13 protein-coding genes are annotated in these 17,446 nt (G+C 67.0%); 6 read left to right on the top strand and 7 right to left on the bottom strand.

The genetic code is table 11. The features are described 5' to 3' along the window. Window positions 1–98 precede the first annotated feature (98 nt). A complete protein-coding gene (locus ASD87_RS18155) occupies window positions 99–986 on the top strand; it encodes a LysR family transcriptional regulator (protein WP_056324717.1) in 888 nt (295 codons plus the stop codon). A 22-nt stretch (window positions 987–1,008) separates the two neighbouring features. Here ASD87_RS18155 and ASD87_RS18150 read toward each other — a convergent pair whose 3' ends face one another. From ASD87_RS18150 to ASD87_RS18140, 3 genes are all read right to left on the bottom strand, one after another. Next, window positions 1,009–1,824: a siderophore-interacting protein gene (locus ASD87_RS18150; RefSeq protein WP_056324715.1), complete on the bottom strand. Its 816-nt coding sequence runs from the start codon at window positions 1,822–1,824 to the stop codon at window positions 1,009–1,011. A gap of 26 nt (window positions 1,825–1,850) precedes the next feature. Continuing rightward, window positions 1,851–2,627 (bottom strand): PadR family transcriptional regulator, encoded by a 777-nt coding sequence (locus ASD87_RS27365; protein WP_235512745.1) that lies wholly within the window; start codon window positions 2,625–2,627, stop codon window positions 1,851–1,853. Between the two features lie 106 nt (window positions 2,628–2,733). Beyond that, complete coding sequence (locus ASD87_RS18140) at window positions 2,734–3,636, bottom strand: helix-turn-helix transcriptional regulator (protein WP_056324712.1); 903 nt, start codon at window positions 3,634–3,636, stop codon at window positions 2,734–2,736. Between the two features lie 96 nt (window positions 3,637–3,732). Here ASD87_RS18140 and ASD87_RS18135 point away from each other — a divergent pair, with 96 nt between their 5' ends. Next, entirely contained in the window at window positions 3,733–5,184 is a 1,452-nt protein-coding gene (locus tag ASD87_RS18135; protein WP_056324710.1) for an MFS transporter, read from the top strand. 37 nt (window positions 5,185–5,221) lie between these two features. Here the strand turns inward: ASD87_RS18135 and proC are convergent, their stop codons facing one another. The 4 genes from proC to ASD87_RS18115 all read right to left on the bottom strand — a co-directional run bounded on the left by proC (window position 5,222) and on the right by ASD87_RS18115 (window position 9,348). Then, window positions 5,222–6,028: a pyrroline-5-carboxylate reductase gene (gene proC, locus ASD87_RS18130; protein WP_056324707.1), complete on the bottom strand. Its 807-nt coding sequence runs from the start codon at window positions 6,026–6,028 to the stop codon at window positions 5,222–5,224. A gap of 99 nt (window positions 6,029–6,127) precedes the next feature. After that, the gene (locus ASD87_RS18125; protein WP_056324705.1) at window positions 6,128–6,898 is read right to left on the bottom strand and encodes a phytanoyl-CoA dioxygenase family protein; all 771 of its coding nucleotides are present in this window, start codon (window positions 6,896–6,898) and stop codon (window positions 6,128–6,130) included. A gap of 104 nt (window positions 6,899–7,002) precedes the next feature. Further along, on the bottom strand, window positions 7,003–8,115 hold the full coding sequence (locus tag ASD87_RS18120; protein ID WP_056324702.1) for an AI-2E family transporter: 1,113 nt from the start codon (window positions 8,113–8,115) through the stop codon (window positions 7,003–7,005). A gap of 165 nt (window positions 8,116–8,280) precedes the next feature. Then, window positions 8,281–9,348: a LysR family transcriptional regulator gene (locus ASD87_RS18115; RefSeq protein WP_056324699.1), complete on the bottom strand. Its 1,068-nt coding sequence runs from the start codon at window positions 9,346–9,348 to the stop codon at window positions 8,281–8,283. A gap of 386 nt (window positions 9,349–9,734) precedes the next feature. Here ASD87_RS18115 and ASD87_RS18110 point away from each other — a divergent pair, with 386 nt between their 5' ends. The 4 genes from ASD87_RS18110 to ASD87_RS18095 all read left to right on the top strand — a co-directional run bounded on the left by ASD87_RS18110 (window position 9,735) and on the right by ASD87_RS18095 (window position 17,338). After that, window positions 9,735–10,937: an efflux RND transporter periplasmic adaptor subunit gene (locus ASD87_RS18110; RefSeq protein ID WP_056324696.1), complete on the top strand. Its 1,203-nt coding sequence runs from the start codon at window positions 9,735–9,737 to the stop codon at window positions 10,935–10,937. 25 nt (window positions 10,938–10,962) lie between these two features. After that, complete coding sequence (locus ASD87_RS18105; RefSeq protein ID WP_056324693.1) at window positions 10,963–14,178, top strand: efflux RND transporter permease subunit; 3,216 nt, start codon at window positions 10,963–10,965, stop codon at window positions 14,176–14,178. 67 nt (window positions 14,179–14,245) lie between these two features. Then, complete coding sequence (locus tag ASD87_RS18100) at window positions 14,246–15,727, top strand: efflux transporter outer membrane subunit (RefSeq protein ID WP_162256797.1); 1,482 nt, start codon at window positions 14,246–14,248, stop codon at window positions 15,725–15,727. A 330-nt stretch (window positions 15,728–16,057) separates the two neighbouring features. Then, window positions 16,058–17,338: an IS256 family transposase gene (locus ASD87_RS18095; RefSeq protein WP_056324690.1), complete on the top strand. Its 1,281-nt coding sequence runs from the start codon at window positions 16,058–16,060 to the stop codon at window positions 17,336–17,338. Window positions 17,339–17,446 lie beyond the last annotated feature (108 nt).

Raw genomic sequence — 17,446 nt, 5'->3', positions numbered from 1 at the left:
TCCTTCAAGAGAAAAGGTTCATACCCGCATGATCTGCGCCGGCCATTAGAATGTCCAATATATGGAATATTGCCGATCAGTACTCTTTAGATATCAATATGGAACTGCGCCATCTTCGCTATTTCGTCGTCACAGCCGAGGCCCAGCATTTCACGCGCGCGGCCGAGCTGCTGGGCATGGCACAGCCGCCGCTCAGCCAGCAGATCCGCCAGCTTGAACAGGAAGTGGGCACGCCCCTTTTTGACCGCACGGGCCGCGGGGTGACGCTGAACGACGCCGGACGCGCATTCCTGGCGTGCGCGCAGGACATCCTGCAACGCGCCGATGCGGCCGTGCGCACGGCCCAGCGCGCCGCGCGCGGCGAGGTGGGCGAACTGACGTTGGGGTTCACCGAGTCGGCGTCTTTCAACGGCGTGGTGACCGAGCTGATCCGCCAGTACCGCGAGCGCTACCCGGAAGTTGAAATGACGCTGTCGCAGGGCGATAGCGAAACGCTGGTGGCGCAACTGCGCGACGGCGCGATCGACGCCGCGTTCGTGCGCCCGCCCTTCGCGCTGGACGGCGGATTGACGTTCACGCAACTGGTGGAGGAACCGCTGGTGGTCGCGATGCCGCTGGGCCATGCGCTGGCGCGCCGCAAGCGGCTCACGCCCGCCGACCTGCAGCAGGAGACCTTCATCCTGTACTCGCGCAAATCGGGCTATGGCCTGAGTGCAGACATCATGGCGGCGTGCCGGCAGCACGGGCTGAGCCCGCGCATCGGGCAGCAGGCGCCGCAGTTGTCGTCGGCCGTGAACCTGGTGGCGGCGGGGATGGGCGTGGCGATCGTGCCGGCTTCGCTGCGCCCCCTGCGCCCGGATGGCGTGCTCTACCGGCCGTTAGCGCTGGATTGGCCGCGCGCGGTGCTGGGCCTGGCCGTGCGCGATGCGACCGGTGCACGGGCCGCCAATCTGCTTGCGCTGGCGCGGGCTCGCCGCAAGCCCTGATGCGTTTTGCTGGCCCGCACGCTCAATCGTCGTGCGATTCGTGCACGGCAATTGCGCCGCGCTTCCAGTAGCTGGCGGCGCGGATGCGGCTCTTGTCGATGCCGTGCTGGGCCACCATGATCTCGCGCACCGCTTTCGCGGTGGCCGATTCCGCCGCCACCCACACATAGCCTTCGCCCTGCGGCAACGTCAGTTCGCGCGCGGCTTGCAGCAAGAGCGTGCTGTAGCCCGGCGCGGTCCCGTTGCGATGCAGCCAGCGCACCGACGCCTTCGCGGCCGTTTGCAGCGGGATTTCATTCTCTGCTGCCGGCACTTCGATCAGCACGAGCGCCTGCGCCGAGGCGGGCAGTTCTTCCAGCCGGCGCGCGATGGCGGGCAGCGCGGTCTCGTCGCCGATCAGCACATGCCAGTCGAACGCTGTGGGCACCACAAACGAACCGCGCGGTCCGCCGATGCCCAGTTGCTGGCCGGGCGCGGCCTGTTCGGCCCAGGTCGAGGCGGGGCCGTCGCCGTGCAGCACGAATTCGATCTCCAGTTCCTGGCGCGCGGTGTCGAACCGGCGCGGCGTGTAGTCGCGCGCGGCGGGCCGGGGCACGCCGTCTGGAAACTTGATGCCGTCCGGCCCGGCAGTGGGCAGCACGGGCGGTTGCGAGGGATCAGCGGGGAAAAAGATCTTCACGTGATCGTCGAAGGACGCGGACACGAAGTCCTGCAAGTCTTCGCCGGTGAACGTGACACGGGCCAACAGCCCGGCGATGCGCTCGACGCGCGCCACCGTCAGCGTGCGCATCTTGAGGGTATGGCGCACGCGCGCCACGGTGAGGTCGCTTTGATTCATGGGTACTCCAGTCAGTTGGGACGGGATCAGGCGCTGGACTTGCCGTTGATCTCGTCGGTCGCACGCGCCAGGATGCCGGCGATGCGTCGTTGTTCGGCGGGCAAGGCGTCGGTGCGATCCAGCAACGCGCGCTTGAGCGCCTGGCGCGCCTCGACGAATTCGGGCAGCCAGCCGGTGCGGGTGTCCTCGCCCTCGGGGCCGGTCTCGCGCGGCTGGCCGCTCCAGGCCTGGCGCATGTAGTCCATCTTGCGCGCCACGTGCTTGAGCTTGTTGAACATCAGCGTCAGGCGCTCGCGGTTGGCGTCCAGGTGCGTCTTGCCGGGTTCCGCGAGGTGATAGCGCTTCTTGGCGCCTTCCTGTTCGACGGTGGCGTAGCCCAGTTCTTCCAGATAGGTGAGCGCGGGATACACCATGCCGGGGCTGGGAGTGTAGAAGCCGTTGCTGAGCGCGCCCAGCGCCTTGATGAGTTCGTAGCCGTGGCTGGGGTTCTGCTCCAGCAGCCCGAGCAGCATCAGTTGCAAGTCGTCGCTGGACACCTTGCGGCTGCGGGTGAAGCCCCGGCCGTCGCCGCCGAAGCCGTCTGCGTCGCCGCGGCCGTGGGCGCCACCCGAGAACCAATCACCGCCCGCGCTGGCGTGACGCGGATGGTGATCATGATGATGGCCGCCGTGATGGCCGGGATGCGGGGCGTGGGGATGGGCGTGGCCGTGGCGACCATGATGCTGACAATGGCCGTGATGGCCATGGGCGCGGCGTCCGCCGGCAGCGCGCTGGACGGCGGCGATGAACGAAAAGGGGGACATGAATGCCTCTTACGATATGTCTTACGATAGCTCGTACGATATACCTGCCGCTTTGGCGGCGTCAACTCCCCCGTTTTTTCCGGCGCCGGCAGGACGTCAGCGCGTCTTATCGCAGCGGCTCGCCCGGCGCGGTGGCACCCATCAGTACCCATCGGGCGAAGTCCGCCGCCTTGGGTTCGTCCGGCGCGGGCGCATAGACCACCAGCCGCAAGTGACGGCTTTCGTCGACGCTCAAGGTGGCGTGCTCGAATGCGATGTCGCCCAGTGATTCCACATGCAGCGTGCGCAGGCCCATGCACGAACCATGCACGTCGTGTTCGCGCCACCAGGTCCGGAAATCGGGCGACACCCGTTCCAACTCATCGACCAGTTCGGCGATGTCAGGCACCCCGGCGGCGCTGGCGAAATCGCGCCGGAACGAGGACAGCATGCGAGGCGCCTGCGCCGTCCAGTCCACGAAGCGCTCGCGCATCGCGGGGTCCACGAACAGCATCCACAGCAGGTTGCGGCGGCCCGGCGCCTGCCCGGAAAAATTGAACACCTTGTCCGCGGCGGCGTTCCACACCACGACGTCCCAGCGCAGATTCAGGATGTACGCGGGGCGCGCGGGCAGGTCATCCATCAGGCGGCGGACCTGCGCGGGCACGGTGCACCACGTGCGGCCCGTCTCGGCTGGCGGGCGCTGATGCGCCAGCAGGTAAAGGTGGCGGCGCTCGGCATCGTCCAGCCGCAACACGCGCGACAGGTTTTCCAGAAACGCCGCCGACACGCTGATGTTGCGGCCCTGTTCGAACCACGTGTACCAGGCCAGCCCGACACCCGCGAGCGCCGCGACCTCCTCGCGCCGCAGCCCCGGCGTGCGGCGGCGGCGGCCGGGCGGCAGCCCAAGGTCGGCGGGGGTCAGCCGCTCGCGGCGCAGCCGCAGGAATTCGGAAAGATCGGCGCGGGTGCGGTCCAGACGGTGCGCCGTAGCCGGCGCGGACGGGGTTGAAGGCAGGGATGCGGTCATGACGCTGTTGCAGGCAGTAATAGCATAAACAGCTAAATTGTATAAGGCTGAAGGTCCGACCAGAATAGCGCCGATCCTGACTTTCCGGCCTTTTCCATGTCGACCTCCTGCCTTCCCGCCACGCCCTCCCCCGCCCTCCCCCACGCCGATTCGCCGCGCCTGGGCAATCTTGGCCTGGCGGTGCTGCTCTCCGGCGGATTCATCACGATCTTCGACCTCTTCGTCGTGAACGTGGCCATTCCCAGCATGCAAGCGACACTGTCGGCCAGCTTCGCGCAAATCAACTTCATCATCGCCGCCTACGAACTGGCGTACGGGGTGCTGCTGATCGCGGGCAGCCGGCTGGGCGACCGGCACGGCAGGCGGCGGCTGTTCATGCTGGGCATGGCGGGTTTCGCGTTGGCATCCGCGTTGTGCGGCCTGGCGCCCACGCCGGACACGCTGATCGCCGCGCGCATTGTGCAAGGCGCCGCGGCGGCCCTGCTGTTTCCGCAGGTGTATGCGCTGATCCGCGTCAGCTTCGAGGGCCACGCGCGGCGGCGGGCGTTTGCGTGGCTTGGCATGACGCTGGGCCTCGCGGCCATCGCCGCGCAGGTGCTGGGCGGATGGATCGTCCATGCGGATCTGTTCGGCCTGGCCTGGCGCACCATCTTCCTTGTCAACCTGCCGCTGGGTCTGTTGGCTTGCTGGCTGGCGCGTCACATCCCTGAATCCGCCGAACCTTCCGGCGCGGCGATGGATTGGGCTGGAGCCGCCCTCGTGGGGCTGGGATTGGCGTTGCTGCTGCTGGCGCTGATCGAGGGTCCGGCACGTCAATGGCCGGCCTGGACGCTCGCCTGCGGCGCGGCATCGGTGGCCGCGTTGACGGCATTCGTGCGGTTGCAGCGCCGGATCGCCGCGCGCGGCGGCGCGCCGCTGGTGGACATGGCCTTGCTGACGCAGCCGCGCTTTGCGGCCGGTTGCCTTGTCGTGATGCTGGTGTTCTCCACCGCCAGCGCCATGTTTCTTTGTTATGCGCTGCTGGTGCAGACTGGCTTTGGACGCGATGCGCTGACGGCCGGCCTGATCTTCGCGCCGGCCAGCGTCGGGTTCGTCGCCGGGTCGATGGCCGCGCCACGGCTGGTTGCCCGGTATGGGACGCGGGCGATCGCGCTGGCCGCGCTGCTGTACGGCGGCGCGACGGCCGCCCTGATGCTGCACACGGAACTTGCGGGCGCCGATCTGGACCCTTGGGCGCTCTTGCCCGCGCTGGTGTGGCTGGGTGCGGCCCAAGGCGCGGTCAACACGCCGCTGGTGAACCTGGCGATGGGACTGGTCCAGGACCGCCAGGCCGGCATGGCCGCCGGCGTGGTGTCGACCCTGCAGCAGGTGGGCGCGGCGCTTGGGGTATCGGCCGCGGGCATGCTGTATGGCGGTGCGCTGCAAGCCCATGCGGATGCGGGCGTGGCCGAGCGCCATGCGCAGGCATTCGCGTCAGCCATGCAGTTCAACGTCGCGGCCATTCTTTTGGCGGCCGCGCTGTTGTGGCGGCTGGGCCGTCAGCGCTGACCGCGTTCGGACTTGCGGCGCGGCCGTGCCGGCGCGCTTAGCCCGCGGACAGTTCGCGAGCGCGCTGCTGCGCCTTGTGCACCGCCTGCGTGATGGCCTCGGCCACGCCCGCCTGCTGCATGTGCGACAGCGCGGCGTAGGTGGTGCCGCCCTTGGACGTGACGCGTTCCTGCAATTCGGTTAGCGGCACGTCTTCGCTGGCGGCAAGCTCTGCCGCGCCGCGGAAGGCGGCGACCGCCAGCCGGCGGGCGTCGGCAGGCGTGAAGCCCAGCTCGACAGCGCCCTTCTCCAGCGCCGCCATGAAGTGAAACACGTAGCCGGGACCGCTACCGGTCACCGCGGTGACGGCGTCGATCATGGCTTCGCTGTCGGTCCAGATGCGCTCACCGACGGCCGCGAAAAGCGCGTCGACCTGATCGCGCTCGGCCTGGCCGCAGGCCGGGGTGGCGTACAGGCCAGTCATGCCCAGCCCCACCTTTGCGGGCGTATTGGGCATGGCACGCACGATGCGCGCGTGGCCGCCCAGCCAGTCCGACAGCGCTGCCAGTTCCACGCCCGCCGCGATGCTGACCACCGTGGCGTCGGCCGGCAGATGCTGACGGACCTGGCCACACGCCTCGCGCAGCACCTGCGGCTTGGTGGCCAGCACGCACAGGCCCGCGTCGCCGATGTCGCTGCTGACCTGCTCCAGGCACGGCAAGCCGCGCGCGACCAGCGCCTCGCGCGTGGGCGCGTAGGGCTCGATCACCAGAAAATCGGTCAGCGCCCGGCCCTGGCCGAGCAGCCCGTCGATGATGGCGGAGGCCATATTGCCGCCGCCGATGAAGACGATCTTTTCACGCATGTTGCTTCAGTTCCAAAGAGGGATTGCGGACCGGGCCGGCATGGTTGCCATGCCGGCGCGCGGGATGGGGATTCGACAGTCTACGGGCATCGCGAGGCATCACGCCTTCGTCAGCGCCACGCCTGCCTGCGACGACGAACGCGTGCCCGGCACCGGATGGCAAGACTCGGGGTGATAGGTGTGAACCACCGACAACTTCACGCGGTCGCTGCTGTTGCCCTGCGCGGCGTGCAAGGTGCGGCAGTGAAAGAACACGACGTCGCCCGCCTGCAGTTCCGGGCAGACGGCGCGCGCGATCCATTCGGCGTTCTGCGGCACGTCCTCGCGGAAGAACTTCTTTTCGTCGAATTGTTCCGGCGTATAGGCCGCCTTGTGCGAACCGGGAATGAACGACAGGCCGCCGTTGGCGCGCGTCTCTGGCCCCAGGGCCAGCCAGCAGGACACCAGATCCGTGTCCGAGAAAGACCAGTAGCGGATGTCCTGGTGCCAGCCGGTCAGGCTGCCATACGCGGGATGCTTGGTCATCACGCAGTTGTGGTGCACGGTGGACAGCACGGGCGTCTCGTTGAAGTAGCGCTGCAGCCACTGCCCGATGCGCGGGTTGGTGGCCCATTGCGCGAACAACGGGTCGCGCGCGTAGGCGTTGAGTAGCCGCCGCACCGTCAGGCCGCCTTCGGCGGTGCGGGATACCGGCGCGCCGGGGTAGCGCAGGTCGGCTTCGTATTCGATGGGTGCAACGTGATCGCGCAAATGGCGCTCGGCCAGCGCGCGCAGCGCGGCGACCTCTTCGGGGTTGGCGAACTGGCGCGCCACCACGAAGCCCTGCTCACGCAGCACGGCTATCTGATCATCTGGCAATAACCCGGACATCTCGATCCTCACAGCCCGCGTCGGAAAGCGGCGCGTCTGCGGGCGGGCAGGCGCGCACCGGCAAGGCGCCGGTCACGCGGGATGGCTAGATTACCAAAACGGCCTCAGCCCGCGGGGGTCTTCTCGGGGTGGACGGCAGGCGCGCCCAGCCGGGCGGCGTCGCGCTCCTGGACTTCGTGGTGGACCCATTCGCGCCAGACGGCCACCAGCAGCGCCATCAGCACCGGGCCCACGAACAATCCCACGATGCCCATGGTCTTCACGCCGCCCACCAGGCCGAAGAAGGTCGGCAGGAACGGCAGCTTGACCGGGCCGCCCACCAGGCGCGGGCGCAGCGTCTTGTCGACGATGAAGAGTTCGACACTGCCCCAGACCATCAGCGCGATGCCCGCGACCACATGGCCCGAGCCCACCAGATACAGGGACACCAGCGTGAACGACAGCGGCGCGCCGCCTGGGATCAGGGCCATGAACCCGGTGACCACGCCCAGCAATACGGGAGACGGCACGCCCGCGACCCAATAGGCGATGCCCAGCACGACGCCTTCGCCCAGCGCGATCAGGCCCATGCCGGTGACGGTGGAATTGATGGTGGCCGGCACCACGCGCGAAAAGCGCTGCCAGCGCGCCGGCAGGATGCGTTCGCCCAGCACATCCAGCTGCGCGACCATGCGGATGCCGTCCTTGTAGACGAAGAACAGCGTGATCAGCATGAATAGGACCGTCAGCAGCAACTGGAAGACGTTGCCCGTGGCGGCCAGCGCCATGCGGTAGATGTTGCCCAGGTGCTCGCCGCTGACCGCTTCGACCAGCGCGCCCAGCGCGTGGGGCTGGCCAATATAGGATTCCCAGTATTGCGCCAGGCGGTCGCCCACGACCGGCATCGAGGAAATCCACGCGGGCACGTCCACGCCATGCCGGTTGGCGGCGATGGCCCAGGCGACGAACGCGCTGGCTTCCTTGATGGCATAGGACAAGGCCAGCGACAACGGCACGATCAGCACCACGACGACGACCAGCAGCGCCAGCGACGCGGCCACTGTTGTACGGCCGCCGCACCGGACGACGAGGCGTTGATACAAGGGCCAGCTGGCCAGGCCGATGATCAGCGCCGCCAGGGCCGGGACCAGGAATCCGCTAAGAAAGTAAACCCCCGCCAACAGCACAAGCAGCAACAGCCATCGGGCAATGAGGTAAGCGGGTAGAACAGGCTGCATAGCGCGAATCGACTGTAAGGGCGTTGTAGGCTTTGACTGTCGGACTATACAGACGTTTCATGCGATTCGAGGGACGTAAGGGCTGTATTTACTACGGGGTTTCCCGCGCTTAACGCACATGGCGGACCCGAGGGTCCGCCATGTCGTTGCGCCGGACGCGATGGCTTACAGCAGGTATTCGGCGGCTTCTTCGCGAGCGGTGCGGCGGCGCGGGGCCATGTCGGCCAGCGCCGGGATGGCCGGCACAGGCGGTTGCGCCGGCGCGGTCTGACCCTGGTTGCGCTGATACACGGCGCAAGAAGCGGCAGCCGGATCGGTCTCGTCGCGGCCGCTGAGCAGCGGGCAGCCGGCGAACAGGTCGGCAACCCAATCGGTAAAGGCCCGCACCTTGGGCGACAACTGCCGGCTCTGCGGATACAGCACCGAAATGGCCGTGGAGCTGGGTTTCCACTGCGGCAGGATCTCGATCAGCTCGCCCGATTGCAGGTACGGCAGCGCCATGTAACGCGCGGTCTGGATCAGGCCGAAGCCTTTCAGGCCGCAATCCAGGTAGGCGCCGGCTTCGTTCACGGCCACCGTGCCCTTCATGTCCACTTCCTGGTGCTTGCCGTCCACCTTGAAGTCCCAGGCGCAATTGCGGCCGGTGCGGCTGGAAAAATAATGCACCGCATGGTGATCGCGCAGCGATTCGATGGTTTGCGGCATGCCGTGGCGCGCCACGTACGTGGGGGACGCGCAGGTCACGGTCTGCAGGGTGCCGATGCGGCGGGCGACCAGGCTGGAGTCTTCGAGGTCGCCGGCGCGGATCACGCAGTCCACGGCTTCCTGGACCATATCGACCGGACGGTCGCCCAGGCCCAGCACCAGCTCGACGTCGGGGTATTTGTCGTGGAAATCACACAATGAGGGGATCAGGATCAGCCGGCCGATGCAGGTGGGCACGTCGATGCGCAGGCGGCCCTTCAGACGCAGGGCGGCTTCCTGGAAGCACGCCTCGGTTTCTTCGACGTCGGCCAGGATGCGCACGCAATGCTGGTAATAGCCCGCGCCGTCGGGCGTCAGGCCAATGCGGCGGGTGGTGCGGTTCAGCAGGCGCACGCCCAGGAGGCGTTCCAGATTCTGAATGATGGTGGTGACGGTGGTGCGCGGAAGCGATAGGCTGTCGGCCGCCCGGGTGAAGCTATTGGCGTCCACGACGCGCACAAACACCTGCATAGCCTGAAAGCGGTCCATGGCAAGGGTGTCCTTAGGCAAATAAGTCGGGGTGAACGGAGCATAACCCGATTTCGCCGCTGATTAGTCATTCTCCACGAACAGTGTTGCCGGGAAAGACAGGTTTATCCGCCCGGACAAAACACTCAGAATGCAAACCATCTTGAAGTGCCCTTGCCGCCCGGCGCAAGAAAAGGGCATGTCAATCCTCAGATTCCGCACCGCAGCGGCCCGCCCTTACCCGGCGGCCACCGCCTCCAGATCAGCGACCCCGGTCGATGCTGCATTGCAGCATATTCATATGACCCTGGATTCTTAGGCTTGGCATCCCCGCACCGCCGTCTTCTGTGTTCCCGCATTCCGGGCAAGCGCGCTTCCGCCTCTAAAGAACCACTCAAGGAAACACCATGGTTTCGCGTAAACGTATTGCTGTGCTCGTCGTATTTGCAGCCGTGCTGGCGGCCGGTGGCGGCTACGCCCTCACCCGCGGTCCCGCGGGCGGCAATGTCGCCATGGCGCAGGGCGCCCCCGCCGCGCCCCCGGTCGAGGTGGCCGAGGTGGTCAACAAGACCATCGTCGACTGGCAGCGCTATTCCGGCCGCCTGGAGGCCATCGACCGTGTGGACATCCGGCCGCTCGTGTCCGGCACGCTGACCGCCGTCCACTTCAAGGACGGCAGCATCGTCAAGAAGGGCGACGTGCTCTTCACCATCGACCCGCGCCCCTACGCGGCCGAGGTGGACCGCGCCGCCGCCGCGCTGACGGCCGCCAAGGCCCGGGCCGCCTACACGGCGTCCGAACTGGCCCGCGGCCAGCGCCTCTTGGCCGACAACGCCATCGCCCGCCGCGACTTCGAGGAAAAGCAGAACGCCGCCCGCGAAGCCGCCGCCAACCTGCAAGGCGCGCAGGCCGCGCTGGACTACGCCAAGCTGAACCTGGGCTACACCCGCATCGAGGCGCCCGTGGACGGCCGCGTGTCGCGCGCCGAGGTCACGGTAGGCAACGTGGTGGCCGCCGGCGCCGCGTCGGTGCCGCTGACCACGCTGGTGTCGGTGTCCAAGATGTACGCATCGTTCGACGTGGACGAACAAACGTTCCTGCGTTACGTGAACCCGGTGCGCAACGGCCGCGCCGGCGCGGTGCCGGTCGAACTGGGCCTGGCCAACGAAGACGGCTACTCGCGCACGGGCGCCGTGCAATCGGTGGACAACCGCCTGGATGCCACCTCCGGCACCATCCGCGTGCGCGCCGAATTCGACAACGCCGACGGCACGCTGCTGCCCGGTCTGTACGCCCGCATCCGCCTGGGCGGCAGCGAGCCGCGCGCGGCCGTGCTGATCGACGAACGCGCCATCGGCACCGACCAGGACAAGCGCTTTGTGCTCGTCCTGGACGACAAGAACCACGCCGTCTACCGCCAGGTGAAGCTGGGCGCCAACCAGGAAGGCCTGCGCGTGGTGGATTCGGGCCTGGCCGCCGGCGAGCGCATCGTCGTCAACGGCCTGCAGCGCATCCGCCCCGGCGACGCCGTGACCCCCACTGTCGTCCCCATGGTTGCGGCCAAGCGTACCCCCGGCAACCCGGTCAAGACCGCCTCGGCACAGAACTGAGCCGACGCGTCGAACGAGAACGTTTATGAATATCTCGAAATTCTTCATCGACCGGCCGATCTTCGCCGGCGTCCTATCGATCCTGGTGCTGCTGGCGGGCCTGTTGGCCATGTTCCAGCTGCCCATCTCCGAATACCCGGAAGTCGTGCCGCCGTCGGTGGTGGTGCGCGCGCAGTACCCGGGCGCCAACCCCAAGGTCATCGCCGAAACCGTCGCCTCGCCGCTGGAAGAATCCATCAACGGCGTGGAGAACATGCTGTACATGCAGTCGCAGGCCAATAGCGACGGCAACCTGACGCTGACGGTGAACTTCAAGCTGGGCGTCGACCCGGACAAGGCGCAGCAGCTGGTGCAGAACCGCGTGTCGCAGGCGCTGCCGCGCCTGCCGCCGGACGTGCAGCGTCTGGGCGTGACCACGGCCAAGAGCTCGCCCACGCTGACGCTGGTGGTCCACCTGATCTCGCCCAACGACCGCTACGACATCACGTACCTGCGCAACTACGCGATCCTGAACGTGAAGGACCGCCTGTCGCGCATCACGGGCGTGGGCGAAGTCACGGTGTGGGGCTCGGGCAACTACTCCATGCGCGTGTGGCTCGATCCGCAGAAGGTCGCCCAGCGCGGCATGACCGCGTCCGAAGTCGTCAACGCGATCCGCGAGCAGAACGTGCAGGTCGCGGCCGGCGTGATCGGCGCCTCGCCCACGCAAGGCGACGTGCCGTTGCAGCTGAACGTGAATGCGCGCGGCCGCCTGCAGACCGAAGAGGAATTCCGCGACATCATCCTGAAGACTTCGCCGGACGGCGCGGTCACGCACCTGTCCGACGTGGCGCGGGTTGAACTGGACGCGCAGGAATACGGCCTGCGCTCGCTCTTGAACAACAAGCAGGCGGTGGGCATGGGCATCATGCAATCGCCGGGCGCCAACGCGCTGGACGTGTCCAGCCAGGTGCGCGCGGCGATGGCCGAGCTGGCCCAGGACTTCCCGCCGGGCGTGGAATACCGCATCGAATACGACCCCACGCAGTTCGTGCGTTCCAGTATCGAAGCCGTCGTGCACACGCTGCTCGAAGCCATCGCGCTGGTCGTGCTGGTCGTGATCCTGTTCCTGCAGACCTGGCGCGCGTCCATCATTCCGCTGCTCGCGGTGCCCGTGTCCATCGTGGGGACGTTCGCGCTCTTGCTGATGTTCGGCTACTCCATCAACGCGCTGTCGCTGTTCGGCATGGTGCTGGCCATCGGGATCGTGGTGGACGATGCCATCGTGGTGGTCGAAAACGTCGAGCGCAACATCGCGGCCGGCTTGAGTCCACGCGACGCGACCTATCGCGCCATGCGCGAGGTCAGCGGTCCCATCATCGCCATCGCGCTGACGCTGTGCGCCGTGTTCGTGCCCCTGGCCTTCATGACGGGCCTGACCGGCCAGTTCTACAAGCAGTTCGCCATGACCATCGCCATCTCGACGGTGATCTCGGCCTTCAACTCGCTGACCCTGTCGCCCGCCTTGTCGGCCCTGCTGCTCAAGAGCCACCACGACAAGCCCGACTGGCTGACCCGCGGCATGAATCGCGTCTTCGGCCGCTTCTTCAACTGGTTCAACAACATGTTCGGCCGCGCGTCCGAGTCCTACGGCACGGGCGTGGCCAGCGTCATCCGCCGCAAGGCCGGCGCAATGGGCGTCTATGCCGTGCTGGTCGCCGCGACCCTCGGCGTGTCGTACCTGGTGCCCGGCGGCTTCGTGCCCGCGCAGGACAAGCAGTACCTGATCGGCTTCACGCAGCTGCCCAACGGCGCCTCGCTGGATCGCACCGAAGACGTGATCCGCCGCATGAGCGACATCGCCCTGAAGGAACCCGGCGTGCAGTCGGCCATTGCCTTCCCGGGCCTGTCGATCAACGGCTTCACCAACAGTTCCAGCGCGGGCATCGTGTTCGTCACGCTCAAGCCGTTCGACGAACGCCGGGGCGCCGAACTGTCCGGCAACGCCATCGCGGCCTCGCTGAACCAGAAGTTCGCAGCCATCCAGGATTCGTTCATCGCCGTGTTCCCGCCGCCGCCCGTCATGGGCTTGGGCACGCTGGGCGGCTTCAAGCTCCAGCTGGAAGACCGCGCGGCGCTGGGCTACGCCGAACTGGACAAGGCCAAGCAGGCCTTCCTGGAAAAGGCGCGTCAGACGCCCGAACTGGGCCCCACGTTCTCCAGCTACGAGATCAACGTCCCGCAGCTTGACGTGGACCTGGACCGCGTCAAGGCCAAGCAGCTGGGCGTGCCGGTGACCGAAGTCTTCGACACCATGCAGATCTACCTGGGCTCCATGTACGTCAACGACTTCAACCGCTTTGGCCGCGTGTTCCAGGTGCGTGCGCAGGCCGACGCGCCGTTCCGCGCGCACGCCGACGACATCCTGCAACTGAAGACCCGCAATGCCGCCGGCGACATGGTGCCGCTGTCCTCGCTGGTCACAGTCAAGCAGACTTTCGGGCCGGAAATGGTCGTGCGCTACAACGGCTACACCGCCGCCGACATCAACGGCGGACCGGCCCCCGGCTTCTCGTCCGACCAGGCGCAGGCCGCGGCCGAGCGCGTCGCCGCCGAAACCCTGCCGCGTGGCGTCAAGTTCGAATGGACCGACCTCACGTATCAGCAGATCCTGGCGGGCAACGCCGGCCTCTGGGTGTTCCCGATCAGCGTGCTGCTCGTGTTCCTGGTGCTGGCCGCGCTGTACGAAAGCCTGACCCTGCCGCTGGCCGTGATCCTGATCGTGCCGATGAGCATCCTGGCGGCGCTGACCGGCGTCTACCTGACCGGCAACGACAACAACATCTTCACGCAGATCGGCCTGATGGTGCTGGTGGGGCTGTCGGCAAAGAACGCGATTCTGATCGTGGAGTTCGCCCGAGAGCTCGAGATGAACGGCCGCACGCCGCTCGAAGCCGCCATCGAGGCCAGCCGCCTGCGTCTGCGCCCCATCCTGATGACGTCCATCGCGTTCATCATGGGCGTGGTGCCGCTGGTGTTGTCGTCGGGCGCCGGCTCCGAAATGCGCCACGCCATGGGTGTCGCCGTGTTCTTCGGCATGCTGGGCGTGACCCTGTTCGGCCTGTTCCTCACGCCGGTGTTCTATGTCCTGCTGCGTTCGCTGGGCGGCAAGAAGCTGCACTCGGCCGCGCCGCACGAAGCGCCCGTCTGCGTGCCGCACATCGACCCGAACGCGCCGCCCGCCCCGCAACACCACGCGTAGGCCGGCAAACCAGAGTAGCCAGCGCGTCCTGTCCAGTGGGATGGGACGCGCGCCAAAGAGAAACGTCATGATGATGAAAAGACTGACCCGAGGATCCGCCCTGCTCGCCCTGCTGCTGGTGCTGGCCGGCTGCGCGGTGGGTCCCACCTACGAGCGGCCCTCGGCCGACACGCCGGCGGCCTTCAAGGAAGCCGCCCTGCCCGCGTCCGAAGCCGGCACGTGGAAGCCCGCCGAGCCGTCCGAAGACGCGCTGCGCGGCGCCTGGTGGAAAGTGTTCGGCGACGAAGGCCTGAACCAGCTCGAAGAGGAAGCCCAGCGCGCCAACCAGGACCTGCAGGCCGCCGCGGCGCGGCTGACGCAAGCGCGCGCCCTGCAGCGCGAAGCGCGTTCCGGCTTCTTCCCCACCCTGGACGCCGGCTTCGGCCCCAACCGCCAACGTCCGTCGGCCGTGTCGCAAGGCCTGCCCGATGGCACGTCCACGTCGCCCGTCACCACGTGGCGCGCCCAAGGCACCGTGTCCTACGAGGCCGACCTCTTCGGCCGCGTCGCATCGACCGTGGACGCCGCCACCGCCGACGCGCAGCAAAGCGAAGCGCTGTACCGCTCGGTGCTGCTGGCCCTGCAGGCCGACGTCGCCACCACCTACTTCCTGGTGCGCGAACAGGACGCCGAATCGCGTCTCTACCATCAGACCGTCAAGCTGCGCACGGACACGCTGCAACTGATCCAGCGCCGCTACGACGCGGGCGACATCAGTGAACTGGATCTCGCGCGCGCCAAGGCCGAACTCGCGTCGGCGCAATCCGAGGCCCTGGGCATCGACCGCCGCCGCGCCACCGCCGAACACGCGCTGGCCGTGCTGCTGGGCCGCGCCCCGTCGGAATTCACGATGCCGCCACAGCCCATCGAACAGATCGCGCTGACCATCCCCGCCGGCCTGCCGTCCACGCTGCTCGAACGCCGCCCCGACATCGCCGCCGCCGAACGCGCCATGGCCGCCGCCAACGCCCGCGTCGGCGCCGCCAAGTCCGCGTTCTTCCCGCGCCTGGACATCACCGGCGCCTTCGGCTACGAGTCCTCGGAGCTGGGCAACCTCTTCCAATGGTCCAGCCGCACGTTCCTGCTGGGCCCCCTGGTCGGCGCCGCCCTGTCCATGCCCATCTTCGACGGCGGCCGCCGCCAGGCCGGCCTGGACCGCGCCCGCGCCGTCTACGAGGAAGACGTCGCCGTCTACCGCCAGACCGTTCTGAACGCGTTCCGCGAAGTCGAAGACAACCTGGCCAACCTGCGCATTCTGGCCGACCAGACCAAGGCCCAGAACGCCGCCGTGGAAGCCGCCGCCCGCGCCGCAAAGCTCTCGCACACGCAGTACCGCGAAGGCTCCATCAGCTACCTCGACGTGATCGAAGCCGACCGCAGCGTCCTCCTGCAACAGCGCGTCGCGGTCCAATTGACCGGCGAACAGGCCCGCTCCACAGTGGGACTGATCCGCGCCATCGGCGGCGGCTGGGAGAATCCGGTGCCGCCGGAGAAGGTGGCGGCGAAGTAAGCGTGGCGCGGCAGCAGCACCTGCTCGTGTCAGGTGTCCGGCGCCCGTAAAGATTCAACCGAAGAGCCCGGTGTGGCGTGGGCCTGGGGTGGGCGGGGGCGTTTAGAAAAGAAAAGAGGGAGTGTCCGGATTTTTGTGTGCAGGCCTATGATGGTTTTCAAGGAGACCGACCATGGCACGCACCCCGAAGTCCGCGAAGCAGTCCAGCAAGCCGGCGCTGCCGGCCAGTGCTGAGCGGTACTCGATGAGCTTGTAACCGGACCGATGACGGCTGNGGGAGTGTCCGGATTTTTGTGTGCAGGCCTATGATGGTTTTCAAGGAGACCGACCATGGCACGCACCCCGAAGTCCGCGAAGCAGTCCAGCAAGCCGGCGCTGCCGGCCAGTGCTGAGCGGTTACTCGATGAGCTTGTAACCGGACCGATGACGGCTGAGGCGGTCCAGGACACGTTCATGCTGCTGAAGAAGGCGTTGATTGAACGGGCGCTGGGCGCCGAGCTGGGTCAGCACCTGGGATATCCGGCAGGACAGGCCCGTCCCGAGGCGTCCAGCAACCAGCGCAACGGCAAGAGCCGCAAGACGGTATTGACCGATGACGGGCCCCTGAAGCTCGATATCCCGCGTGATCGGGACGGCAGCTTCGCCCCGATCCTGATCCCCAAGCACGCCCGGCGTTTTACGGGGTTCGATGACAAGATCATCGCGATGTACGCCCGAGGCATGAGCGTGCGCGAGATCCGGGCATTTCTGGACGAGCAATACGGCACTGATGTGTCGCCGGAATTCATCAGCTCGGTGACCGATGAAGTCATGGAAGAGGTGCAGGCCTGGCAGAACCGGCCGCTGGATCCGATGCTGCCGGTGGTGTTCTTCGACGCACTACGGGTCAAGATCCGGGATGAAGGCCTGGTTCAGAACAAGGCGGTATATCTGGCGCTGGGCGTGCTGCCGGATGGCTCACGCGAGATTCTAGGCCTGTGGATCGAGACCACTGAAGGCGCCAAGTTCTGGATGCGGGTGTTCAACGACCTTAAAACGCGAGGCGTGCAGGACATCCTGATCGCGGTCACCGACGGTTTAAAAGGGATGCCGCAGGCGCTAGAGGTCGTGTTCCCGGCCACGACGCTGCAGACCTGCATCGTGCACCTGATCCGCAACAGTCTGAGCTACGCGGGCTGGAAGGAGCGGCGCACCATCGCCGCGGCACTGCGCCCGATCTACGCCGCCGTGAACGCTCAGGCCGCGCAAGAGGCGCTCGATGAGTTCGCTGCGAGCCCATGGGGACTGAAATACCCCATGATCGTCAAGGCCTGGAAGGACGCGTGGGAGCAGGTCATCCCATTCTTCGTGTTCCCGCCCGCGATCCGCCGCGTGATCTACACGACCAATGCGATAGAGAGCGTAAACGCGCAGCTTCGCAAGATCATCAAAACGCGCGGCCACTTCCCCACCGACGATGCAGCCATTAAGCTGCTCTGGCTGGCGCTCAGAAACATCGCCGTCAAATGGGGATCGGCCACACACCATTGGACCGAGGCCATGCAGCAGTTCGCCGTCCTCTATGAGGAACGATTTACCCGGCCCCGTATCGACTCACAGCCGGCGGGCTAGCTAATGATGCAACGTCAGAGCAAATGCCTAGAACACAAAAATTCTGACACTCCCAAAAGAGGGAGTGTCCGGATTTTTGTGTGCAGGCCTATGATGGTTTTCAAGGAG

It is taken from the genome of Achromobacter sp. Root170 (assembly GCF_001428165.1).
Taxonomy (GTDB): Bacteria; Pseudomonadota; Gammaproteobacteria; order Burkholderiales; family Burkholderiaceae_B; genus Achromobacter; species Achromobacter mucicolens.
Note: the sequence above shows the minus strand (reverse complement) of the source record. Positions and strands in the feature narration are given on the sequence as shown.